The organism is Streptomyces sp. NPDC127084, from assembly GCF_042724175.1.
Classification (GTDB): domain Bacteria; phylum Actinomycetota; class Actinomycetes; order Streptomycetales; family Streptomycetaceae; genus Streptomyces.
Genome location: NZ_JBHXFA010000050.1, coordinates 1 through 23,519, shown reverse-complemented (window position 1 = coordinate 23,519; position 23,519 = coordinate 1). Strand labels below are relative to the sequence as shown.

General features: G+C 70.7%; 19 protein-coding genes. 7 read left to right on the top strand and 12 right to left on the bottom strand.

Translation table 11 applies throughout. The features are described 5' to 3' along the window. Positions 1 to 204 precede the first annotated feature (204 nt). The 3 genes from ACFWI9_RS14480 to ACFWI9_RS14470 are packed head-to-tail and all read right to left on the bottom strand — an operon-like array spanning position 205 to position 4,138. Complete coding sequence (locus tag ACFWI9_RS14480) at positions 205 to 2,610, bottom strand: xanthine dehydrogenase family protein molybdopterin-binding subunit (RefSeq protein ID WP_387161871.1); 2,406 nt, start codon at positions 2,608 to 2,610, stop codon at positions 205 to 207. Positions 2,611 to 2,615: 5 nt separating this feature from the next. Next, entirely contained in the window at positions 2,616 to 3,245 is a 630-nt protein-coding gene (locus tag ACFWI9_RS14475) for a (2Fe-2S)-binding protein (protein ID WP_387161870.1), read from the bottom strand. 2 nt (positions 3,246 to 3,247) lie between these two features. Further along, positions 3,248 to 4,138 (bottom strand): FAD binding domain-containing protein, encoded by an 891-nt coding sequence (locus ACFWI9_RS14470; RefSeq protein WP_387161867.1) that lies wholly within the window; start codon positions 4,136 to 4,138, stop codon positions 3,248 to 3,250. Between the two features lie 287 nt (positions 4,139 to 4,425). Between ACFWI9_RS14470 and ACFWI9_RS14465 the strand changes: the two genes are divergently transcribed. After that, a complete protein-coding gene (locus ACFWI9_RS14465) occupies positions 4,426 to 6,207 on the top strand; it encodes a PucR family transcriptional regulator (protein WP_387161865.1) in 1,782 nt (593 codons plus the stop codon). A gap of 913 nt (positions 6,208 to 7,120) precedes the next feature. Then, positions 7,121 to 7,897, top strand: a complete 777-nt coding sequence (locus ACFWI9_RS14460; RefSeq protein ID WP_387161863.1) for a hypothetical protein — start codon at positions 7,121 to 7,123, stop codon at positions 7,895 to 7,897. A gap of 167 nt (positions 7,898 to 8,064) precedes the next feature. On the opposite strand, the gene ACFWI9_RS14455 is transcribed toward ACFWI9_RS14460, so the two are convergent. Beyond that, positions 8,065 to 8,829: a GntR family transcriptional regulator gene (locus ACFWI9_RS14455; protein ID WP_387161895.1), complete on the bottom strand. Its 765-nt coding sequence runs from the start codon at positions 8,827 to 8,829 to the stop codon at positions 8,065 to 8,067. A gap of 179 nt (positions 8,830 to 9,008) precedes the next feature. Between ACFWI9_RS14455 and ACFWI9_RS14450 the strand changes: the two genes are divergently transcribed. Next, the gene (locus ACFWI9_RS14450; RefSeq protein ID WP_387161861.1) at positions 9,009 to 9,875 is read left to right on the top strand and encodes a (2Fe-2S)-binding protein; all 867 of its coding nucleotides are present in this window, start codon (positions 9,009 to 9,011) and stop codon (positions 9,873 to 9,875) included. Between the two features lie 131 nt (positions 9,876 to 10,006). Here the strand turns inward: ACFWI9_RS14450 and ACFWI9_RS14445 are convergent, their stop codons facing one another. After that, positions 10,007 to 10,648, bottom strand: a complete 642-nt coding sequence (locus ACFWI9_RS14445) for a hypothetical protein (RefSeq protein ID WP_387161859.1) — start codon at positions 10,646 to 10,648, stop codon at positions 10,007 to 10,009. Positions 10,649 to 11,113: 465 nt separating this feature from the next. Between ACFWI9_RS14445 and ACFWI9_RS14440 the strand changes: the two genes are divergently transcribed. After that, positions 11,114 to 12,175 carry a DUF2637 domain-containing protein gene (locus tag ACFWI9_RS14440; RefSeq protein WP_387161857.1) on the top strand — a complete coding sequence of 354 codons (1,062 nt, stop codon included), beginning with the start codon at positions 11,114 to 11,116 and terminating at the stop codon, positions 12,173 to 12,175. A gap of 65 nt (positions 12,176 to 12,240) precedes the next feature. On the opposite strand, the gene ACFWI9_RS14435 is transcribed toward ACFWI9_RS14440, so the two are convergent. The 3 genes from ACFWI9_RS14435 to ACFWI9_RS14425 form a co-directional block, all read right to left on the bottom strand. After that, positions 12,241 to 12,669 carry an ATP-binding protein gene (locus tag ACFWI9_RS14435; RefSeq protein ID WP_387161856.1) on the bottom strand — a complete coding sequence of 143 codons (429 nt, stop codon included), beginning with the start codon at positions 12,667 to 12,669 and terminating at the stop codon, positions 12,241 to 12,243. A gap of 140 nt (positions 12,670 to 12,809) precedes the next feature. Beyond that, complete coding sequence (locus ACFWI9_RS14430; RefSeq protein WP_387161854.1) at positions 12,810 to 14,552, bottom strand: pyruvate dehydrogenase; 1,743 nt, start codon at positions 14,550 to 14,552, stop codon at positions 12,810 to 12,812. Between the two features lie 28 nt (positions 14,553 to 14,580). Continuing rightward, a complete protein-coding gene (locus tag ACFWI9_RS14425; protein WP_387161853.1) occupies positions 14,581 to 16,077 on the bottom strand; it encodes a protein phosphatase 2C domain-containing protein in 1,497 nt (498 codons plus the stop codon). A gap of 282 nt (positions 16,078 to 16,359) precedes the next feature. Between ACFWI9_RS14425 and ACFWI9_RS14420 the strand changes: the two genes are divergently transcribed. Further along, complete coding sequence (locus tag ACFWI9_RS14420; RefSeq protein WP_387161851.1) at positions 16,360 to 17,418, top strand: helix-turn-helix domain-containing protein; 1,059 nt, start codon at positions 16,360 to 16,362, stop codon at positions 17,416 to 17,418. A 52-nt stretch (positions 17,419 to 17,470) separates the two neighbouring features. Next, a complete protein-coding gene (locus tag ACFWI9_RS14415; RefSeq protein WP_387161850.1) occupies positions 17,471 to 17,953 on the top strand; it encodes a DUF456 domain-containing protein in 483 nt (160 codons plus the stop codon). 164 nt (positions 17,954 to 18,117) lie between these two features. Here the strand turns inward: ACFWI9_RS14415 and rsgA are convergent, their stop codons facing one another. Both rsgA and ACFWI9_RS14405 read right to left on the bottom strand, forming a co-directional pair. Then, on the bottom strand, positions 18,118 to 19,242 hold the full coding sequence (gene rsgA / locus ACFWI9_RS14410; protein ID WP_387161848.1) for a ribosome small subunit-dependent GTPase A: 1,125 nt from the start codon (positions 19,240 to 19,242) through the stop codon (positions 18,118 to 18,120). Positions 19,243 to 19,510: 268 nt separating this feature from the next. Further along, a complete protein-coding gene (locus tag ACFWI9_RS14405; RefSeq protein WP_387161847.1) occupies positions 19,511 to 20,626 on the bottom strand; it encodes a helix-turn-helix domain-containing protein in 1,116 nt (371 codons plus the stop codon). A 363-nt stretch (positions 20,627 to 20,989) separates the two neighbouring features. Between ACFWI9_RS14405 and ACFWI9_RS14400 the strand changes: the two genes are divergently transcribed. Further along, the gene (locus tag ACFWI9_RS14400; RefSeq protein WP_387161845.1) at positions 20,990 to 21,751 is read left to right on the top strand and encodes a VOC family protein; all 762 of its coding nucleotides are present in this window, start codon (positions 20,990 to 20,992) and stop codon (positions 21,749 to 21,751) included. Positions 21,752 to 21,770: 19 nt separating this feature from the next. On the opposite strand, the gene ACFWI9_RS14395 is transcribed toward ACFWI9_RS14400, so the two are convergent. Continuing rightward, complete coding sequence (locus ACFWI9_RS14395; RefSeq protein WP_387161844.1) at positions 21,771 to 22,430, bottom strand: hypothetical protein; 660 nt, start codon at positions 22,428 to 22,430, stop codon at positions 21,771 to 21,773. Positions 22,431 to 22,505: 75 nt separating this feature from the next. Continuing rightward, a protein-coding gene (locus tag ACFWI9_RS14390; RefSeq protein WP_387161842.1) for an IS5 family transposase occupies positions 22,506 to 23,380 on the bottom strand; the annotation gives its coding sequence in 2 pieces (ribosomal slippage) (positions 22,506 to 23,033 and positions 23,036 to 23,380; 873 coding nt in all). Positions 23,381 to 23,519: the final 139 nt, after the last annotated feature.

The following is a 23,519-nucleotide window of genomic DNA, read 5'->3' as shown; positions in this document are numbered from 1 at the left end:
TTGCGTTGGCTGCACGACCCGGGGGACGGCCCGAGACGAACGAACGACGCTGCTCAACCACTGGGCGGGGGTGACCGCGGGGCTGCGTACCGCCAGCGGTGCGGTACGGGTCCTCCGGGCGGCGCGCGCGTGGACTGTGGCGTACCGGGAGGCACGCACCGTCCGGAGGGTGCCAGGCCGTGGCACGGCCTGGCGGGCGGGCTGTCAGGTTCCGGTGAGGTGCTCTGGCCGCACCGGTGTCCTGTTCAGCTCGAGTCCTGTCGCGTTCCGGATCGCCGCGAGGACGGCCGGGGTGGACGACAGAGTCGGGGCTTCGCCGATTCCGCGCAGCCCGTACGGGGCGTGCTCGTCGGCGAGTTCGAGCACGTCGACGGGGATGGTCGGCGTGTCGAGGATGGTGGGGATGAGGTAGTCCGTGAAGGAGGGGTTGCGCACCTTCGCGGTCTTCGGGTCGACGATGATCTCCTCCATCACCGCCATGCCCAGGCCCTGGGTGGTGCCACCCTGGATCTGGCCGACGACGGAGAGCGGGTTGAGCGCCTTGCCGACATCCTGGGCACAGGCCAGTTCGACCACCTTGACCAGGCCGAGCTCGGTGTCCACCTCCACCACCGCGCGGTGGGCGGCGAAGGAGTACTGGACATGGCCGTTGCCCTGGCCGGTGCGCAGGTCGAAGGCCTCGGTGGGGCGGTGCCGCCATTCGAGCTCGACCTCGACGGCCTCGTCCTCCAGCACGTCCACCAGATCGGCGAGCACCTCGCCGCTGTCGGTGACGACCTTGCCGCCTTCCAGCAGCAGCTCGGCGGTGGCCCAGGCCGGATGGTACGAGCCGAACTTGCGGCGGCCGAGCTCCAGGACCCGCTCGCGCACGGCCTCGCAGGAGTTCTTGACCGCGCCTCCGGTGACATAGGTCTGGCGGGAGGCGGAGGTGGAGCCCGCGGAGCCGACCCGGGTGTCGGCGGGGTGGATCGTCACTTGGGTGACGCCCAGCTCGGTGCGGGCGATCTGGGCGTGCACGGTGACACCGCCCTGGCCGACCTCCGCCATCGCGGTGTGCACGGTGGCGACGGGCGCGCCGCCCACCACCTCCATACGGACCCTGGCGGTGGAGTAGTCGTCGAAGCCCTCGGAGAAGCCCACGTTCTTGATGCCGACGGCGTAGCCGACACCGCGTACGACACCTTCGCCGTGGGTGGTGTTGGACAGCCCGCCGGGCAGCGCGCGTACGTCGGCGCCCTCGGTGGTCACCCACTGCTGCTCGGGCGGCAGGGGCATGGCCTTGACACGGCGCAGCAGCTCGGCGACCGGGGCCGGGGAGTCTACGGGCTGCCCGGTCGGCATGATGGTGCCCTGCTCCATCGCGTTGATCTGCCGGAACTCGACCGGGTCCATCCCCAGTTCGGCCGCGACCTTGTCCATCTGGGCCTCGTAGGCGAAGCAGGCCTGGACCGCGCCGAAGCCGCGCATGGCGCCGCAGGGCGGGTTGTTGGTGTAGAGCGCGATGGCCTCGATGTCGACGTCGTCCACGACGTACGGGCCGACGGAGAGGGACGCGGCGTTGCCGACGACGGCGGGGGACGCGGAGGCGTAGGCGCCGCCGTCCAGCACGATCCGGCACTTCATGTGGGTGAGCTTGCCGTCCCTGGTGGCGCCGTGCTCGTAGTGCAGCTTCGCCGGGTGGCGGTGGACATGCCCGAAGAAGGACTCGAACCGGTTGTAGACGATCTTCACCGGCTTGCCGGTGCGCAGCGCCAGCAGACAGGCGTGGATCTGCATCGACAGGTCTTCGCGCCCACCGAAGGCGCCGCCGACGCCGGACAGCGTCATGCGGACCTTGTCCTCGGGCAGGCCGAGTACCGGGGCGATCTGGCGCAGGTCCGAGTGCAGCCACTGGGTGGCCACGTACAGGTCGACCCCGCCGTCCTCGGCGGGCACGGCGAGACCGGACTCGGGGCCGAGGAAGGCCTGGTCCTGCATGCCGAAGACATAGTCGCCCCTGACGATCACATCCGCGCGCTCGGCGGCCTCGTCGGCGTTCCCGCGCACGATCGGCTGGCGGTGGACGATGTTGGGGTGGGCGACATGCCCTGCGTGGTGGTCGTCGCGGCCCGGGTGCAGCAGGGGCGCGTCGGGGGCGGTCGCGGAGGCCTCGTCGGTGACGACGGGCAGCTCCCGGTACTCGACCTTGATCTTCGCGGCGGCTCGGCGTGCGGTCTCCGGGTGGTCGGCGGCGACCAGGGCGACCGGCTCTCCGTGGTGGCGTACCCGGCCGTGGGCGAGGACCGGAGTGTCCTGGATCTCCAGACCGTAGTTCTTCACCTCGGTCGGCAGGTCGTCGTAGGTGAGTACGGCGTAGACGCCGGCCTGGGCGAGTGCCTCGGAGGTGTCGATGGACACGATCTCGGCGTGTGCCACGGTGGAGCGCAGGATCTGGCCCCACAGCATGTCCTCGTGCCACATGTCGGACGAGTACGCGAACTCGCCGGTGACCTTCAGGGTGCCGTCGGGGCGCAGCGTGGACTCGCCGATGCCGCCCTTGGTCGGGGAACCCTGGGTGACCTTGGTCGGAGCGCCGGACGGGGCGGTGGCTGCTCGGGGATTCAGCGCCATGGTGTTCAGACCGCCTCTCCCTGACGGGCGGCCGCGAGGCGGACCGCGTCGAGGATCTTCTCGTAACCGGTGCAGCGGCAGAGGTTGCCGGACAGCGCCTCACGGATGTCCGCGTCGGACGGGGACGGGGTGCGCTCCAGCAGCTCGTCGGCGGCGACCAGCAGGCCCGGGGTGCAGAAACCGCACTGCACGGCTCCGGCGTCGATGAACGCCTGCTGGATCGGGGCCAGCTCGGTGCCCTCGCCGGTCTGCGAGTCGGTGCCGCGGGCGCTCCAGCGCTGGGCGTCCTGGAGGGACGTGCCGACGTCACCGCCGCCGCACACACCGGTGCCGGCGGACGTACCCGTGTCGCCGCAGGCGCCCGTCGCGCAGGAGGCGGTGCGCTGCTTGGCGAAGTCCGCGAGGCCCTCGACGGTGACGATATCGCGGCCCTCGGCCTGTCCGGCGGCCACCAGGCAGGCACACACCGGGACGCCGTCGAGGCGGACCGTACAGGAACCGCATTCGCCCTGCTCACAGGCGTTCTTGGAGCCGGGGAGGCCGAGCCGCTCACGCAGTACGTAGAGGAGGCTCTCGCCTTCCCAGACGTCGTCGGCTTCCTGACGGCGGCCGTTGACAGTGAAGTTGACGCGCATGGTCAGGCAGCTCCTTCCAGCGTGCGGCCGGTGCCGCGGTACTGCTCCCAGGTCCAGCCGAGGGTGCGGCGGGCCATGATGCCGACCGCGTGGCGGCGGTATCTGGCGGTGCCGCGGACATCGTCGATCGGATTGCAGGCGGCCGCTGCCAGCTCGGCGAACTGCTTGGCGATCGAGGGGGTGATGATCCTGCCGCTGTCCCAGAAGCCGCCCTCCTCCAGTGCGGCGTTCAGGAACTCCTCGGCGGCCTTGGCTCGCACCGGGGTGGGCGCCGCCGAGCCGATGCCGGTGCGCACCGTGCGGGTCCCGGGGTGCAGGGCGATTCCGAAGGCGCATACCGCGATGACCATCGCGTTGCGGGTGCCGACCTTGGAGTACTGCTGCGGTCCGTCGGCCTTCTTGATGTGGACGGCCCTGATCAGCTCGTCCGGCGCGAGGGCGTTGCGCTTCACCCCGGTGTAGAACTCGTCGATCGGAATGCGCCGGGTGCCGCGTACCGATTCCACCTCGACCTCGGCGCCCGCGGCCAGCAGGGCGGGGTGGGCGTCACCGGCCGGCGACGCGGTGCCGAGGTTGCCCCCGACGCCGCCGCGGTTGCGGATCTGGGGGGAGGCCACGGTGTGCGAGGCGAGCGCGAGCCCCGGGAGCTCGGCGCGGAGATGCTCCATGATCCGGGAGTACGGTACGGAGGCACCGAGACGGACGGACTCTCCACCCACTTCCCACTCGGACAGCTCGGCGACGCGGCCCAGATCCATGAGGTACTCGGGGCGCCGGTGGTCGAAGTTGATCTCGACCATGACGTCGGTGCCACCCGCGATGGGCACGGCCGAGGGGTGCTCGGCCTTGGCGGCGAGCGCCTCCTCCCAGCTGCTGGGGCGAAGGAAGTCCATGAGCGGCTCTCTTCTTCGTGATCGGTCGTTCTCAGGGGCTGGGTACGGCCGGCCCGGGTGCGGATCTGTCTGGTTCCTGTTAAGGGGGATCTCGCACCAGTACACAAGCAGCGTCCTCAGCGAGTGCAGTCACCGAAACCATGAAGGAGTTGGCTGGTGGGCACCCTGGTCTTGTAGATTCGAACGAAAGGTGGACCCCGGTAACCTCCCCGCTTTCCTCCTGAAACCGAGGGCGCTGCCCCCGGATCACTCCAACGGCTACAACGAGACAGATCGGCGGCGACGTGATGCGGCTGCGCGCACTGCTGGAGACCGACGCGCTGGGACTGCGGCTGCTCGGCGGTGACGACGAGCTGGACCGTGGCGTGCGCGGCGTGATGACCACCGACCTGCGGGACCCGAGCCGCTATCTGTCAGGCGGCGAGCTGGTCCTCACCGGTCTTGCCTGGCGCCACGCACCCGAGGATTCCGAGTCCTTTGTCCGTATTCTCGCAACTGCGGGGGTCGCGGGTCTCGCGGCGGGCGAGGCGGAACTGGGCGACATCCCGGACGACCTGATCCAGGCCTGCCGACGGCACAAGATGCCGCTGTTCGCGGTCCATGAGTCCGTCGCCTTCGCGACGATCACCGAGCATGTCGTACGCCAGGTCTCGGGCGAGCGCGCCGGTGACCTGGCCGCGGTGGTGGACCGGCACCGCCGGATGATGACCTCGGGCCCGGCGGGCGGCGGCCCCGATGTGGTGCTCGACCTGCTCGGCACCGACCTGGACCTGCGCGCCTGGGTGCTCTCCCCCACCGGGCGGCAGATCGCGGGTGCGGGCGAGTCGCTGCCCCAGGAGGTGAGCGCCGCCCTCGCGGGTGAGCACCTGGCGGCCAGCCGCAGCGGGCGCCGCGCGCCCTACCGCGCGACCGTTGAAGGCTCAACGTATTCGCTCTTCCCGATCCGCGGCACCGGGCGGACCGCGGGCTCCGCGGCCCGCGAGGTCACGGATATCCGGGAGTCCCGGGACATGCGGGGTCCCCGCGACATCCGGGCATCCGTGCTGTCCGACTGGCTGCTCGCCGTCGAGGCGGACGCTTCTGACTGGCCGGCCGCCCGGCTGGACCTGCTCCAGGGCGTCACCCAGCTCATCGCCGTGGAGCGCGACCGCCGCGAGGCCGCCCGCACGGTGCGTCGCCGCCTCGCCCAGGAGGTCCTGGAACTCGTCCAGACCGGCGCCGCGCCCCCGGAGATCGCCGCCCGGCTGCGGGTCGCCGCGCCCGTGCTGCTGCCCGGCCTCGGGACCGCCCCGCACTGGCAGGTCGTGGTGGCGAAGGTGGAGTGGGACGAGACCGGGGGCGGCCCGGTCGAGTCCGGCCCGGTGGCCCAGTCACTGCTGGAGGAGATCCTGGTCGATCCGGCGACGACGGGCCCGGACTCGGCCGACCGTATCGCCGTCGCGCACGTCGGCGACGAGGCCATCGCTCTGGTACCCCTCCCCGCGGTCGCCGCGACGCCCGGATCCGACGAGTCCGACGCACCGAAGGGTGACCTGCTCGAAGGCCCGGCGGCCGACGTCGGCACCAGCAGCGCGGGCCTCCACGCCGACGCCCTGCTCGCCGCCGTGCACGCTCCCCTGTCGTCGGGCCTCGACGGCGACGGCCGCCTCACCCTCGGCGTCAGCGCCGCCGTCCACTCCGCCGAGGGCCTGCGCGGCGCCCTGGAGGAAGCCCGCCACGCCCGCCGAGTCGCCGCCGCCCGCCCCGGCCGCGTCTGCGCCGCCGGCCACCACGAGCTGGCCTCGCACGTCCTGCTGCTCCCCTTCGTCCCCGACGACGTCCGCCGCGCCTTCACCGCCCGGCTGCTCGACCCGCTGCGCGACTACGACGAGCGCCACCGCGCTGAGCTGATCCCCACCCTGGAGGCGTTCCTGGACTGCGACGGCTCCTGGACGCGTTGCGCGACACGACTGCATCTGCACGTGAACACGCTGCGGTACCGGGTGGGCAGGATCGAGCAGCTGACGGGGCGTGACCTGTCCAGGCTGGAGGACAAGCTGGACTTCTTCCTCGCGCTGCGGATGAGCTGAGGGGCTCCGTCCTCCTCGGATACCGGTGCGTGCGGTGGTCTCCGGCACGGTACGGATTCGGTTCATCTGAAGCCCCGCGCGGCTGGAGTCCGCCATCCCGGAAGTCCGGCCCGGCTGCGACGCGTGTCCGCAGGAGCGTGAACCCGCTCGCACCCGAGGCGCCGCGCCGGCCTTGCCGCACGGCAGCCAGTAGCCCCGGCCGGGGGGCGCACCAGTCGGACCACGCGGCACCGGCAGGAGTGCGCGCCGGGTACACGCCTGCGCACACCCACACCTTGATCGGGCTGCACCACGGGAAGGGACACCATCGTCCCGGGGCTCGGTGACGCGCCAGCTCGCCGCCGGGGCGGTGCGGTCACCGGTCAGCCGTGCGGGAACTGCCCGTGCGCAGCGCCCACGTCATCCCCCGTTGGAGTGGGGCACTCGCATACGCGCCACGAACCGCCGGACGACGCACCACGCTGCTGAGCACGACGTCGAAGGAGAACCGCATGGTGCATCAGCCGCCGAAGTGCCCCCACTGCCCAGCGCGTCCGCCCCTGTGGAAGGACACTTCCCGCACCGCGCCCGGCCATGACGACCGGTGGCAGTGGTACTGCTGCGGATGCAGGGGCCGTTGGGCGCCGACCGCCGAGCAGAGGCTGCGGCTCGCCCTCGGGACAACGCGAAAACCGAGCCACGCCATGCGGTGACGACGGCAGCGCCGGAACGAAGCCGACGATCCACGACACTTCGCCACCCGCGGCGCTCAGCGCGAGGGATGCCCGCTTTTGTGATCTTGATCGACCGGAACCGAGCGTTTGTGAACTGATTCACCAGAGGGGTTGGCCAGGCATACCCATCCATGCTGAGATTCGATCTGTCCCAACAGCACAATGGCGCGCTAGGGGAGGGCAATGTGGCGTATACCGCCATGTCTGGTTCCGGAACCACCGCAGGTGACGAGCCGCTCCAGACCGCGGTATGGCGGTTGCGTTCGCGCGGCTGCTGGACCGACGCGGCGGCCCTGCTGGCGCCCCATCCCTCATCCCCCGCCCTCACCCTCCAGCGCACCGCGCTGCTGGTGGAGCGGTGTCTGTTCACCGGCACCGGCTGGGAGGACGCGGAGGATGCCCTGCGTACGGCGGAGGCCGCGGCCGGCAGCGACGACGAGCGGGGCGGCGCGGCCTGTGAACGGGGGCATCTCGCCTACGCGTCCACGGTGTTGGGGGTACGCGACCGGGCGGACGAGGCCAGTGCGGCGCTGGGCAGGGCAGCTGCGCTGCTCGCACCGGACGCCCCGGGGCGGGCGCTGCTCCACTTCCGGCGCGGCCTGGTCGCCGAACACCTCGCCGAATCACCGCAGTCGGCACGCGCCGCCTATCTGCGCGCCCACGCGGGAGCCGTGGCCCAGAACGATCCGCTGCTGCTGTCCTGTACCTGGCGGCACCTCGCCGCGCTGGCGCTGCGCGACGGCGAACTGGCCGAGGCAAGGGAGGGATTCAGGGAGTCGCTGCGTATCCGCGAGGAGCTGGGCTATCTCGTCGGCACGGCCCCCGCGCTCACCGCGCTGGCCGACACCGAACCGGAGCCCGAAGCGGGTCGGTTGCGGGCCGAGGCGGCGCGGCTGTTCCGGTTGCTCGGGGGCGTACCGACCTGGCTCGCCGACCAGTTGTCACCACCGACACGGCCGGCATCGCCTGCGGCCTAGTGCTGTGGCCGGATAGGTTTGCCGGGAAGCTCGCGGCGTCCGGTGCGGTACATCGCAAAGGCGGTGGGGGTCCCCCCGCCGAAGGCAGGGGGAGATCGCCCTCGTACTGGATGTACTCGGGTGATTCGACGACGCAGCGAGGTGCCGTTCCTTAAGGGTGTTGCCGCTCAGCGGTCGGCGCCCGCGAAGTGCTCGCGCACCAGTTCGCTCACCACGTCCAGGTCCTGGTCGATCAGCGCGTCGAGCAGCGCGGAGTGTTCTGCGGCGTCGGCGACCAGCAGGGCGCGGGGCGGCTGCTGAGCGGCGGGGGTGAGCAGCGGCCACTGGGAGCGGCGGTGCAGTTCGTCGGCGATGGTGACGAGCTGGCCGTTCCCGGCGAGGGAGAGGATCGCGCGATGGAAGGCGCGGTCCGACTCCGCATAGACCGCGCGGTCGCCGGTGGCGGCGGCCTGGGCGGTGGCGTCGGCGAGTGGGCGCAGCTCGCCCCAGCGGGCGGCGGGTACGGTCCGGGCGAGCCGGAGGAGGACGGGGACCTCGATCAGGGCACGGACCTCGGCGAGCTCGGCCAGCTCACGGGCGTCGCGTTCGATGACCCGGAAGCCCCGGTTGGGGACGACCTCGACGGCGCCTTCGGTGGCGAGCTGCTGCATGGCCTCGCGCACGGGTGTCGCGGAGACACCGAAGCGCTCGGCCAGCGCCGGGGCCGAGTAGACCTCGCCCGGCGTCATCTGGCCGCCGACCAGCGCCGTACGCAGGGCCTGGAGAACCTGGCCGCGCACGGAGTGGCGGCGCACCGCCGTGACGGGGGGACGCGGCCCCGGGATGTGCCCGGTGTGAGGTGCACCGGGGACCGTGGGCTCGCCGTGCGTGTGTTCGCCGCGTACGCCTTCGGCGGCTTCGCGCGGATACTCCGGCGGACGTGTCGCGGACATACCGCGCGCGCTGCCCTGCTCCACTCGAATCCTCCTCCGGCGTCGGCATGGTGCGAGCCCGGCACATACCTACATACGCTGACACCGGGGACTGGACCCCCAGTGTAAAGGGGCAAACATCAGTCGTATCGGGTAAGGTTAGGCTAACCTACTAACGATCGCGATTCGGTGGTCCGCCCATGACCGTCCCCCACGCAGTCATCTCCGGCACGCCGCCCAGGGTCACGGCTGCCTCCGCCGGGACACCCCTCATTGCCGCGTACACGCGGCTGACCGAGGTGTTCCCCGGACTGACGATCCAGGAGCTCGCGGACGGAGAACCGACCCCGCGGGACGGCGGCTGGGTCATGGCTGCCGACCTCGCGGCCGGCGGACCCGCCCTGGACGCCTTCCTCGCCTGGGACAACGCCCAGGTGCTGCGCGACTACGGCTGCCAGGCACGGCCCGACGTGGTCGCGAGCTTCGGGCTGCACCGGTACGCCTGGCCCGCATGCCTGCTGATCACAGTGCCCTGGTTTCTGCACCGGCGGGTACCGCGGCTGCCCGTCGAGGACGTGGCCTTCCAGCGCGGCCTGGGACGGATGGCCGTCCGGGTGCGCGAATTCGCCTGCCTGCCAAACGACCCCGCCGCCATCCTGCCGGGGGCGCGCATCGTCCCAGACGAGGAGTCCCTGCGAGCCGAGGTACGGGAAGCGGTCGCCGAGCACCTCGCACCCGTACTCGAAGGCTTCGGTCCCCGGATGCGGCGGGGCAGGCGCGCCCTGTGGGGCATGGCGACCGACGAGGTGGTCGAGGGGCTCTGGTACATCGCCCATCTGCTGGGCGATGAGCAGCGAGGGATCGCGGAGCTCGAAACCCTGCTGCCGGGCGCGGTGAAGCCGTACGTCGGCACGGCGGGCTTCCGGGACCTCATCCGCCCCGACGGGACGACCCTGCCCACTCGCGACCGGGCGAGCTGCTGCTTCTTCTACACGCTCCGACCCGATGAAACCTGCCTCACCTGTCCGCGCACCAGTGACGCGGAACGGCTCCGCAGGGCCGGATAGACGGCCGTTCCGTGAGGAGCGGTCGCCGGCACCGGCCCAGCTGCCTGTTCGCGGCACGGCCGGTCCCGCCCGCCCGACTGGGCCGACCACAGGGGACAACGCCGCATGGCCGGCCCGCAACGGGCTGCCGCTCACCTCATCTGCGGAATCGGGTCGAGATGGCTCAGCCGGAGCGGGAACGCATCCGACATCCGGCTCCAGCCCTGACCGGCGAAGGAGACCGAGCACCACGAGCCGTCGACGAAACCGATCTCGTGATCCCCGGCCGCCACATCGCTTCGAACCCTGACCCAGGCGACATTGCGGATGTCCGTGGCCCATCCCACCTCGACCGGACCGGGCCTGCCCGAGAGGGAACGCGCGTCGGAGACGTACGCCAACTGGAGTCGGCGGTCGGTGACCTGCAACATCACGAACCCCATGTTCTTGGTCCGAGGTATCACGGCGATGGCCATGCTGCCGGCCATGCTGTTCCAACCGCCGTGGAACGGCTTGCCCGGCTTCTTCGACTCACGCTCCGTGAACGCCTCGACGAGCGCCTCGATCGGGTTCCAGGTCATCGTGAAAAGGTGCAGGACCCCGAGTGTGAGAAGGAACAACCAGCTTCTGAGCGTGCGGCGTTCAGACCGCAGGGCACGCGGGCGACGGAAGTAGCCCGGCTTCGGCGCTCGTCCGGCCAGGCCGACCGCATGATCCGCACGCAGCACCTCACCCACCGGCACCAGCGCCAGCGCCCGCTCGCGGATCTCCGAGCCGCGTTTCGTCCTGCTCACCCGAAATCGTCCCTCACTGTTCTTGCCGCACACGAGGCGGTCACGTCGGTACGCTTTCCTGGACCGCGTCGCCGCCCGGGTCCGCACCGTTGGTGTCCTGGACGACGCCCTTGCCGGTAGCCGGTCCGCCGACCACGGCAGAATCGTTTCGCGACGTCCTGGCCACCGTATCGGGAGCTCTCACCCAGGGTCACACCCCCGGGTGGCGCGGCCCGGGACCGCTCACGCTTCGGGCGTCCGAGGCGTGAGGAAGCGAGGTCGAGGCAGGCAGGTCTCATCGAACTGGTGATCACCAAGACAGCGGAGTGTTCGAAAAGTACGCACCCATTTGTCGGCTATTCGTCCGTGCCTGCGCCTCGTTGGCGTTCTCTTGCCACGAAACCCCCTATCCGTAACGGGACTTCGGCCAATATGACGCCCGAAAGGCCCTACCGCGGTGCAGTAGCAAGGATGCAAGGGACCCCGATGAGACTGACCGACATAGCGCTGAACTGGCTGCTTCCGGGTGGTGTGCTGCTCGCGGGTGCCGCGGCGGTGGCGGTGCTCGCGCGCGCCAAGCGTGCCGGCGGAGGCTCCGCGGCCGAGGACTCCTGGGAGCGCAGCGAGGAGCGCAGGCGCCGCAAGGAAGCGATCTACGGGACCGCGTCCTACGTACTCCTCTTCTGCTGTGCCGCGGTGGCCGCGCTGCTGTCCTTCCATGGACTGGTCGGCTTCGGCCGGCAGAACCTGAACCTCAACGGCGGCTGGGAGTACCTGGTGCCGTTCGGCCTCGACGGCGCCGCGATGTTCTGCTCGGTGCTCGCCGTACGCGAGGCCAGCCACGGTGACGCCGCCCTCGGCTCACGGCTGCTGGTGTGGATGTTCGCCGGAGCCGCGGCCTGGTTCAACTGGGTCCACGCGCCGCGCGGACTCGACCACGCGGGTGCCCCCCAGTTCTTCGCGGGTATGTCGCTGTCGGCCGCGGTGCTCTTCGACCGGGCGCTCAAGCAGACCCGCCGGGCGGCGCTGCGCGAACAGGGTCTGGTGCCGCGCCCGCTGCCGCAGATCCGGGTCGTGCGCTGGCTGCGGGCACCCCGCGAAACCTTCGGCGCCTGGTCGCTGATGCTCCTCGAAGGCGTACGCACACTGGACGAGGCCGTTGACGAGGTGCGTGAGGACCGCCGCGAGAAGGAGCAGAACCGGCTGCGCCGACGCGAGCAGGAAAAGCTGGAACGCGCCAGGCTCCGGGCGCTCAACCGGCAGCATCGCGCATGGAACCGGGCCCGTGGCGGGCGGCAGGTGGATGTCACCGCGATGGGCGGCTCGGCGAGCTCCCCACCGGCGGCCGTGGGGCCGTCAGCGGAGCCTGCCCTATCCGAGACAGGACAACTGCCCGCTCGCTCCCGGCCCTCCCTTCAGGCCGTGCGGACCACTGAGGCCCGCACCCCCGTCACGGTCGATCTGACCGCCGAGGACGACACCCAGGCGCTGCCGCGACTGGACTCGCTGGAGCGCAAACTCCAGGACCTTGAGCGGCAGTTCGGCTGAGCCTTACGCGTCGCCGCGGCCCGGTCAAGGGAGAGGGATCCCTTGGCCGGGCCGCGGCGCGTAGGTCACTTCCTGGCGCCGTCCAGCTCGAACCACACCACCTTGCCCAGAGCGTGCGCGCGCACCCCCCAGGCGTCCGCGAGGTTCTGCACCAGTAACAGCCCCCTGCCGTGCGTACTGTCGTCACCCACGGCAGGCACCGGCAGATGCGGATCTCCCACCCCCGTGGTGAAGTCCCGCACCTCGACCCGCAGCCGGGCGGGCGCCACGGTCGCTGTCACCACCGCCCCGTCGTCGGTGTGCACCAGCGCGTTGGTCACCAGTTCGCTGACCAGCAGCTCCGCCACCTCGGCCGACCCCGATTCACCCCAGTCGCCGTGCCCCAACAAGTCGCGCAGCGCGCGCCGCACTTCGGGCACCGCACGCAAGTCCGACCTTCCCACTCGGCGGTGCAACTGGGCGGGCTCGGACCTTCCCTGACGTCTCGTCATCATCCCCCACAGCACGTCGGAACGGTCCCTTCGTCTCGCCCTGCTCGCAGCCCGAGCAGGCACCCTGGAATGCATGCCCCGCCCCTGAGCCGCCGACGCATGCGGATTTCACGCGGCGTGATGAAAGATGCACCCTCCGCTCGTCAAGGGCGCGGTACGTTCCGCAGATTGGAACGGGCCATCTGGAGCATCCGGCCGACACCACCGTCCAGCACGATCTTGCTGGCGGAGAGCGCGAAGCCGGTGACCATCTCGGCACGGATCTTCGGCGGAATGGACAGCGCGTTGGGGTCGGTGACGATGTCCACGAGAGCGGGCCCCTTGTGCGCGAAGGCCTCCCTCAGCGCACCGGCGAGCTGCTTCGGCTTCTCCACCCGCACACCGTGGACGCCCGCCGCACGGGCGATCGCCGCGAAGTCGGGATTGCGGTAGGCCGTCCCGTACGAAGGCAACCCGGCCACCAGCATCTCCAACTCGACCATGCTCAGCGAGGAGTTGTCGAAGACCACGACCTTCACCGGCAGGTCGTACTGGACGAGGGTGAGGAAGTCGCCCATCAGCATGCTGAACCCGCCGTCGCCGGACAACGACACGACCTGCCGGTCGCGGTCGACGAACTGCGCGCCGATAGCCTGGGGCAGTGCGTTGGCCATTGAGCCGTGGCTGAACGAGCCGATGATGCGGCGGCGCCCGTTGGGCGTGAGGTAGCGAGCAGCCCACACATTGCACATCCCGGTGTCCACCGTGAACACCGCATCCTCAGCGGCGATTTCATCGAGCACCGAGGCGACGTACTCGGGGTGGATCGGCGTGTGCTTCTCCACCTTGCGGGTGTACGCCCTGACGACGCCCTCGAGTGCGTCGGCGTGCTTCTTCAGCATCTTGTCGAGAAAGCGCCGGTCCGTCTTGGCGCGCACCCGCGGGGTCAGGCAGCGGAGCGTCTCGCGTACATCGCCCCACACGGCGAGGTCGAGCCTGGAGCGGCGGCCGAGGTGCTCGGGCCGCACGTCGACCTGGGCGATCCGGACGTCGTCGGGGAGGAAGGCGTTGTACGGAAAGTCCGTACCCAGCAGGATCAGCAGATCGCACTCATGGGTGGCCTCGTACGCGGCACCGTAGCCGAGCAGCCCACTCATACCAACGTCGTAGGGATTGTCGTACTGAATCCACTCCTTGCCGCGAAGCGCATGCCCGACGGGTGACTTGATGCGCTCCGCGAACTGCATGACTTCGTTGTGGGCGCCGGCTGTTCCCCTGCCGCAGAAGAGGGTGACGCGGTCGGCCTCGTCGATCATGCGGGCCAGTGCGTCGATCTCCGCGTCACCGGGGCGGACCGTCGGGCGCGTGGTGACCAGGGCCTGTGCGACTGGCTGCTCCGGGGCCGGCTGTGACGCGATGTCCCCGGGGAGCGCGACGACGCTCACCCCGCTGAGCCCGATGGCGTGCTGGATCGCCGTCTGGAGGATGCGCGGCATCTGCTTGGGGCTGGAGATCAGCTCGCTGTAGTGGCTGCACTCGCTGAACAGCCGATCCGGATGTGTCTCCTGGAAGTAGCCGAGGCCGATCTCGGATGACGGGATGTGAGAGGCGAGGGCCAGCACGGGGGCGCTCGACCGATGGGCGTCGTAGAGGCCGTTGATGAGGTGCAGGTTCCCGGGTCCGCAGGAGCCGGCGCAGGCGGCGAGCCGTTCGGTGATCTGTGCCTCGGCTCCGGCGGCGAAGGCGGCTGTCTCCTCGTGGCGCACCTGGATCCACTCGATGCCGGGGGTCCGCCGGATGGCGTCGACGACAGGGTTGAGGCTGTCGCCGACGACTCCGTACAGCCGCCGCACACCGGCGCGGACGAGCGTGTCGACAAACTGTTCTGCGACGTTCTGCTTGGCCATGGGTCCATCTATCCCACGGCCTCCGCACTCACGCCTCCCAGACCGCGCAGGCCGTACGGTCGTCGGCGTAACCCTTCACTCTCAGTTGGGTGTCCGCGAGGTAGGCGGCGAGGCCGGGCGGCTCCGGCGCGGACCAGCGCTGGGCGAGGCGGTCGGCGAGCGCCGGTTCCCCGCGTAGCGGATCGGCGAGACCGGCGCTGCACAGCAGCAGGGTGTCGCCGGGGCGGGCCACGGAGGCGCGGAATCGGAAGGGCTCGGCGGGCGGGGGCACGGGTGCGTCGATATGCGGTGCCGGTGGTGTGGAGATGCCGAGGTCCATGGTGAGCCGGTCGCCCTCGGGGGTCTCCGATGGCGGGCACGTCGGGGAGGCTGCGGGCCGCGGTGGCGGTTGGGGCGGTGTCGAGGGTGGTGAGCCGTAGCCGACCACGGGCTCCCCGGGCGTGGCGGCGGCCTCGGGCGCACGTGGGTCGAGGTCCTGCCAGGCACCGTCCCGCAGCCGGAAGAGGCCGCCACGGCCGACTCCGAAGAACACCCGGGTACGGCAGTCGGGGTCAGCGGACAGCAGCAGACAGCGCAGACCCGCGGTGTACTCCTCCGGGGACACGCCGAGTTCACCGGCGCGGCCGCGTAGCTTGCCGAGGGAGCGGTCGGTGAGCCGGTGCAGTCCTGACTTGAGGTCACCCCGGCGGCCGGCGCGGATGTCGTCGGCCAGACGGGCATGGCTGCGGCCGACGGCCGTCCCGATCCAGCGCGATAGGTCCGCCGCGGCGAGATGCGTCCGCTCACCAGCCCGGGTGCCGGTGGCCACAGCCACCAGCACCAGGGCTTCCTCGCCGCTGCCGAAGCGCGCGGTCAGCAGGACATCGCGCCGGGGTTCGCCGCGGAAGCGCGCGGAGTCGCCTCGTACGGACGCGGCGCGCAGCGTATACGTACCGTAGGAGGCGCCGTCGAGCACGGTGTCGGCCACGAGGGCGTCGAGTTCGTGGGGGTCGGCGGGTGGCAGGGCGGTGGGCTCGGGGTTGTAGGTGGGCGGGCCGTCACCCACATGGCCGACCGAGAGGCGGCGGGTTGGGCGGGATGCGTTGCCACGGGGGTCGGGTATGCCGCCGGTCGGGATCCCGTCTTCGGCTCCTGTGGCGACGGGGTGCCGTTCCGGTGGCTCGAGGGTGCCGGACGGTTCGCCGGGTGGGGACTCCCAGGGAGCGCGGGCGCCGGGCAGCAGCGAGTCCCACCAGGCGCCGGGGCGCGCCGCACGGGGCGAAGTCGGAGGCGTGGAATCGGGCACGGGTAACGACGATGGTTCGGGGGCCGGTGCCGTTCCGGATGCCGGGCGCACTGGCGTCCGGCCGAGGCCCAAGGGCGCCGTGGAGCCGGGTTCGGGACCGACCGTGTCCACCGCGGACGCGTACCGGTCGTCAACCGTGTCCCCCGCCGAGGGTCCGGGGCCGGTGTCCGGAGCGGACGCGTCGTACAACCGATGCCACCAGTCGTCAGCGAAGGCGGGGCTCTCCCCCTGCTCATTCATGGCCTTATTGTCCCCGCGAGGGCGGGGCGCGGGTGGGCCAACGGGAGAATTTGTCAGAATAAGTGAAGGAACGGGTGTGCGAATAGGCGTACCTGGCAACCCGTCATGGAAGCGCCGGCGTGACTTCCTCCCTGAAGCGGCGCAGGGCCCGTCGGCGTGTCGGCGTGTCGATGGAGAGCGGAGGCCCCGTGAGCTTCAAGCCGGGTCGGCGATGCCGGGGATGATGTACGCGTCAAAGGGCGAGGGGACAAGGGGAATGGACAGGTCCGGGGAGGGGTCTGGGTGCTGGGAGCGATAGGAATCGACGCGAGGCAGGAGTCCGCGTATCGCGCGCTGGTGGCGCTCGGCGCGGCCGAAGTCACCGATCTGGCACACCGGCTGGCGCTGCCCGAAGGGGACACCGAGAGCACTCTGCGCCGATTGGAACGGCAGGGTCTCGCCGCGCAGTCGTCGGCCGGTGCGGGCCGCTGGGTGGCGGCGCCGCCCGCGGCGGCCCTGGGGGCGCTGCTCACCCGGCAGCGGCAGGAGCTCGAACAGGCGGAACTCGCTGCGACGCTGCTCGCCAAGGCGTACCGCACAGAGGCCGCGGAGCCGGCCGTACACGATCTGATCGAGGTGGTGACGGGGGCGAGCGCGGTGGCGCATCGTTTCCGCCAGCTCCAGTCGGGGGCCGCCACCGAGGTGTGCGCGCTGGTCACCGGCCAGCCGGTCGCGGTGACAGGAACGGACAACGAGGAAGCGGAGGTACGCGCCGCGCGGCGCGGCGTCGCGTACCGGGTGGTGATCGAGCGTGATGTGCTTGCCCGGCCCGCCAGGCTGACCGAGCTGACCGCCGCGCTGGGCCGCGCGGAGCAAGTGCGCGTCGCGGACCGGGTTCCGACCAAACTGGTGATCGCGGACCGAGCACTGGCCATGGTGCCGCTCGCGGAACGAGGAGCTGAGACCGCGGCGCTCGTGGTGCATACGAGCGGGCTGCTGGAGTCGCTGCTGGGCTTGTTCGAGACGGTGTGGCGGGAGGCCATGCCCTTGCGGCTCGGTGTCCACGCCCAGGTGACGGAGGGCCAGTCACCGGGACCTGACGCCCTGGACCTGGGGATACTCTCGCTGCTGCTGGCGGGGATGACGGACGCGAGCGTGGCGAAGCAGCTGGATCTGGGGCTGCGTACGGTGCAGCGGCGGGTGAGCGGGCTGATGGAGCTGGCGGGGGTGACGACCCGTCTGCAACTGGGGTGGCACGCGTACGAGAAGGGCTGGGTCGCACGCGAACCGAACGCGGAACCAGCACCGGCACCGGGACCGGGCTGGGCGTCGGACTCGGGATCGGCGCCGCGGACAGGCTGACGCCGCGCCCCCACGACCTGCGGCGGCGGCGCCGATCCGGCACCCTTGGCTGATGGTGGCATGGCAGCTCGTCCTGGTCGGCATGGTGATGCTGCTAGGCCTGTTCGGGGTGCTGGTGCCGGGGGTTCCGGGCAGCTGGCTCGTCTGGTCCGGGGTGCTCTGGTGGTCGGCGCAGGAGCGGTCGGCGTCGGCCTGGTGGCTGCTGGTCGGGTCCACGGCGCTCCTGCTGGTCACCCAGATGGTGGTCTGGCAGCTGGGCCCACGCAGGATGCGGGGCGTGGGCATCACCCCCCGGATGGCGGTGTTCGCGGGCGCAGGAGCGCTGGTCGGTTTCGTGGTGGTCCCGGTCGTGGGCGCGGTGGCGGGCTTTGTCGGCGGGGTCTACGGCTCCGAGCGGCTGCGACTCGGCGGGCACGGCGAGGCGATGACCTCGACGCGCACGGTGATGCGCGCGGCGGGGACGAGTGTGCTCGTGGAGTTGCTCGGGTGTCTGCTGATCGTCGCCGCCTGGGTGTGCGTGGTGGTCGCGAGCTGAACCCGTCGGGCCGAGGCCATGACGCAGCGCCGGAAACCAGCCGGACTCCGCAGCGGCGCGTGGAACGAGACCGGCCCTGAGGCCGGGGCGGTTGGCCGGCCGGTCACCGGACCACGGTAGGGGCAGGGCCGCGGCAGAGGTCTCGCGACCCCGCCCCTACCGACTCAGCGCACGTAGCCCCGCTTGGCCTGCATGTTCGCGCGGCCCTCCGCACCCTTCATCTTCCAGTCGCGGCGGAGCTCCGCCCGCAGCCGCGCATCGGTCTTGGCGACGATGCGCTGGTTCTCCCGCAGGAGCTTGCGGTAACTCTCCAAGCGGCGCTGCGGCAGCCGCCCGTCCTCGATCGCGACCAGTACGGCGCACCCCGGCTCCACTTCGTGGGCGCAGTCGTGGAAGCGGCACCCTTCGGCCAGGTCCTCGATCTCGGAGAAGGTCTGCCCGATGCCCGTACCGGTGTCCCAGAGCCCGACGCCCCGCAGCCCCGGCGTGTCGATGAGTACACCCCCGCCGGGCAGTGCGAGGAGGTTGCGGGTGGTCGTGGTGTGGCGGCCTTTGCCGTCCACGTCACGGGCCGCCTGTACCGCCATGACGTCCTCGCCGGTGAGTACGTTCGCCAGAGTGGACTTGCCGGCGCCCGAGACACCGAGCAGCACGCTCGTACCGCTGGCAACGACAGCCGAGAGCACATCCACCCCCTCGCCGGTCAGCGCGCTGGCGGACAGCACGGTCACGCCCGGAGCGGTGCTCTCGACATCGGCCACCAGATACGAACGGGTGGTCTCGTCCGGGACCAGGTCCGCCTTGGTCAGTACGACGACCGGCTCGGCGCCGCTCTCCCAGACCAGGGAGAGAAATCGCTCGATCCGCCCGAGATCGAGCTCGACGGCGAGCGATACGGCGATGATCGCGTGGTCGATGTTGGCGGCGAGGATCTGGCCCTCGGAGCGCCCGGAGGACGTGGAGCGCACGAGTGCTGTGCGCCGTGGCAGATACGCGCGTACGTAGCGCGGCGTACCGTCCGCGTCCAGCACGGCCCAGTCGCCCGTGCAGATCACCCGTAGCGGGTCGTGCGGGGTCACGAAGGCGGTGTCGGCCCGGACGACTCCGTGCGGGGTGATGACATCGCACTGCCCGCGGTCGACACGTACGACCCGGCCGGGCACCAGGCCCTGTGCGAGGTGGGGACCGAACTCCGCGGCCCAGGCCGCATCCCAACCGTAGGGAGCGAGGGCGTGCGCGGCCTCAGAAGTGATGGTGTCGTCGAACGAGTCGAACGAAGCGTGGAACAAGGGGAAACCCTTCGAAGGGTGGCCCCGGCGAGTTGCGCGCTCGGCGCGCTGAGGTGCGTCTGTGTCAGCCGGAGGCCACAGGGGCGGAAACGATGATGAACTCCTGTGTGCGGGCAGCGCCCGTCAGCGTGACAGTCATCACTGTCCTCACCTCCTGATTCCTCAACGAACCGACCTGTCCGAACAGCGGCGGCGCGATGCCGCGCTCCGGACAGCTGGAACCATAGCCCGCCGCCTCACCCGGCACCAGCGCATTTCGCGGGCCTACTCATCCGTCCCGGTCGCGCAGGACGAAGGTCGCCCGCTGGAGGGTGAGACCGTAGCCCTGATGCGCCTCCGTGATCACATACGCGTCCATCACCTTGCCCACGCGGGGATCCCAGAACCGGCGCGCTGACTGGTTGAACGCGATGTCGCCGTGGTCCGCGATCCACGCGGGCGCCTGGCGATAAGCCCGGCGCAGATCCGGGCGCTCCAGGATGTCCTGCTCCAGTTGCCTCAACCGCGGGTTGTCGGGCAGTTGCTGGAGGACCGCGGCGAAGTAGGCGAGCGTCGGCATGAGCCAGTCCTCGAACCAGGCGTCCCGGTCGCCGGCGCCGAGGATCAGGTAGGAATCAGGGTGGAACAGGGTGTAGCGCATCGCGTTACGGAACGGGTGGGCGCTGACGTGCGGCCGTACCGGCCCGAAGATGTCCCGGTAGGTCCGGTTGTAGATCACGACGTCGACGCACTCCGTGTGGGCCATCGACAGGTGTTCGATGCCGTCGATCAGCTCCTGGTAGAGCGCCATGTCCGGCCTGCGGCGAAGCTCGCTCGCCGGCGGTGGGGGCGGGACCTTCCCCGTCAGCACATACAGGTCGTTGCGGTTCTCCCCGCTCAGGTGCAGTGCCTCGACGAGACGCTCCACCTCGTGCGTCTCCAGCCGGTAGGCACGGGCCATCCAGTTCCGCAGCGACTTCGCGGAGATGCCCAGCCTGTCCGCCAGTTCCTTCCAGGTGATTCCCTCGGCCTTGAGCAGCCGCCTCAGCAGCGCGACGATGAGAGCGTTCTGCCCGGGCGGCTCCCCGGCCGCCGGGGCTTCTTGCCCGGGGAGCGGCGCGGTCCGGCCGCCGTTGCCCGTCAGGAGGGCGAGGGAACGGCGGTCATCGGCGCCCATCTCCAGCGCGTCGGCGAGCCGCTCGGCCTGCGCCTCCGGAAGCCGGTACGCGTGCCGCAACCAGTACCGGAGCGAGTTCGGCGCGATGCCTATCTCGCTGGCGAGCCGACGCAGGGTCAGGCCCCTCGCCTTCGCCAGTCGGCCGACGAACTGCGCCACCATGGCGTTGCACGCCTCAGGCCCGGCCCGCACCGCTGCTTCCACATCCGGCCTCGACGTACGGGGCACCGCTCGATGCCTCCCCCCTGTGCCAACGTCACCTCAGCAGGATCACGGCCCGGTTCCCACCCGGTTTCGCCGCACCTGCCCTCGAACACTTTACTGACGTATCTGCGCAGGTCGCAGAATCCGAACCACCGTGGGAGGGAAGCCCACAGCAGAATTCGGGGAAACGGCAACGCCGAAGTCCCGGCACCGGTGCCCGGCAGCGGATCCCGGACGTCCGCCGAGGAGCGGCGGGCGGCTGCGGTGGCGAGGGCGCTGATTGTGTTGAAAGGTGTGAAGGAGTGGATACCTGCGCGGGGGTGCCCGGATTTGAGGTGAGCGGCCTTGGCGACCACACCGCGTGGGCTTCAGGGCACGCCCTGCTGGGTGAGCCTGCGGACCCAGGACATCAGCGCCGCACAGGCGTTCTACGGATCTGTGTTCGGCTGGGAGTTCACGCCCGGTGTGGAGGGGCAGGGGGTGTACGTCGTCGCGCTGGCGAACGGCCTGCCGGTGGCCGGACTGGTGGAGTCGACGCGGACCATGGGCGTGAAGCTGCCCGCGGTCTGGACCGCTCACTTCGCCGCTGACAGTGCGGATGCCGTGGCCGCGAGGATCAGGGAGCGGGGCGGCACGGTGGCGGTGGGGCCGATCGCGTTCGGCAGGGGGCGCAGTGTCTGGGCGGCGGATCCCGGCGACGCACTGTTCTGCGTGTGGGAGGGGCATGTCGACTCGGGTTGGCACGCCGGGCGCCGGATGAACGCCGTGGCGTGGCTGGAGCTGCGTACCAGGGACCCGTTCGCTGCCGCCCTGTTCTACGGCGAGGTGTTCGAATGGGACTCATGGGCGCCGGACCGCATCGATGTGCGGTACGAACACGACCGGGTGATGCTGCGCGCTGACGGCCAGACCGTGGCCGGGATCTACGGCAGCGGTGCGACACAGGCGCAGGATCCGGTGGTCCGTCCGCAGTGGCATGTGTACTTCTGCCGTTCCGATGTCGACGCCGCGGCCGAGCGGGCGGGCGCCGAGGGCGGCACGGTGGTCTCCGCGCCCGAGGACACACCGCTCGGCAGGACCGCGACGGTGAGGGACCCCGAGGGGGGCCTGTTCCATCTCACCTCCGGGGAGCGGCAGACACCGGACTAGGGTCTGTTGCGAAAGTGGATCAGGAGTCGTGGTCTGCTCGGGCGGCCGTCTGGTCTGACCAGCCGCGCGACAGGGTGAGGCGGCCGGATCGGAGCGCGTCGCGCTGTTCGGTCACCCATTGCTCAACCTGATCTACGGATTCCGCGACGGGTCGGTCCGTGGTGTTGAGCAGGTGGGTGGACCATCGCCGGTCCTCGGCAGTCCACCCGGTCCAGCGGTGCCAAGCCATCTCGGGCCAGCTGTTGTCGATGATGACGTCGGGCCGGTATCGGGGATCCTGGGCGTGCTTGCGGTGCCAGGCGGCCCAGCCGAGGAAGGCGTCAACCGCCGGAGCGTCCCATCGGCCCGAGTCGCGCATGGTGAGCCTGTCGCGCCGGAGTTCGTCGGACACGTCGACCAGACACACCGCGATTCCGTCCAGCAACGGGGCGGAGGGGCTGGCCAGGACCTCTCCCAGCGGGGACTGCCCGGTCAGTAGGAGGTCGACTCCACGGTCCTGGTACTCCAGCGCACGACGCACCCACATCTCGGTCATGCGGTTACGCCACCAGCGATCGGCTCCTTCCGGTACGCCGAGCTCGTCGAAGTCGTGCACGGCGAGCCGCCCCAGCCGCTCGCCCATGGAGTAAGCGAGCGTGGTCTTGCCCGAACAGCTGGAGCCGGTCAGTTTGAGCAGCATCTCACCAGGGTGGCAGGTCAGTGGTGGTGTCCTCGAAAGGTTTTTCCCGGGACTTTCCGCCCCCCGCTCCGCTAGTCACAGCCACTCGTTGATGGCAGCGACCAGTGCGGTCGCTTCGTAGCGGACGGCCAGCTTGTCGTATCTCGTCGCCACCGCACGGTGCCTCTTCAGCCGATTGATCCCGCACTCCACCGCGTGTCGCTCGCGATAGTCGACCTTGTCGAACTTTGGCGGTCGGCCGCCACGGGAGCCGAGCTTCTTGCGGTTGCGGACCTGGTCGGCTTTCTCCGGGATCGTGCAGCCGATGCCACGTCTGCGCAGGTAAGCGCGGTTCGCTCGAGAGCCATAAGCCTTATCGGCCCGCACCTTGTCCGGCCGGGTGCGCGGCCGGCCCAGACCCATCCGAGGCACCCGGATGGCCTCCAGCACCGGCTGGAACTGCGGGCTGTCATGCCGGTGCCCGGCGGTGACGATGAGCGAGAGCGGCTTCTGACCCTGCTCTACCGCCAGGTGCAACTTGGTGGTCAGCCCGCCGCGTGAACGCCCGAGGCCGTGGTCGTCGGGCTCGGTGTCGACGCCGCCGGGAGACTCCTTTTGCTCTGCCCCTTTTTACGCGCCCCGGCGGCGTGCTGGTGCGCCCGGGCGATGGTGGAGTCCACGCTGACGTCCCATGTGATGAGGCCCTTCGCATCGGCTTCGGCCTGGAGCTGCTCGAAGATCCGCTTCCAGGTGCCGTTGCGCTGCCAGCGGCGGAACAGGTCGTAGGCCCGGTCCCACGGCCCATACCGTTCCGGAACGTCCCGCCACGGCGCACCGGTCCTGGTCCGCCAGCGTATGCCGTCGATCAACTGCCGACGCGTCCACGTCGGCGGCCGCCCCGGCTTCTTGCCCAGCGGCAGCAACGGCTCCAACCGAGCCCACTGGCCATTCGTCAGATCTCCGCGCCCCACGGCGCTTGATCATCCACGACCTTGATCAACTTTCGCAACAGGCCCTAGTGTCCTGAGTCGAAGATTCGTCGTTGGTCTGGTGTGAGTCGTCCTGGACCGAAGATCCCGCCTGTTGTGCTGTCTGATGCCGAGCGGGAGA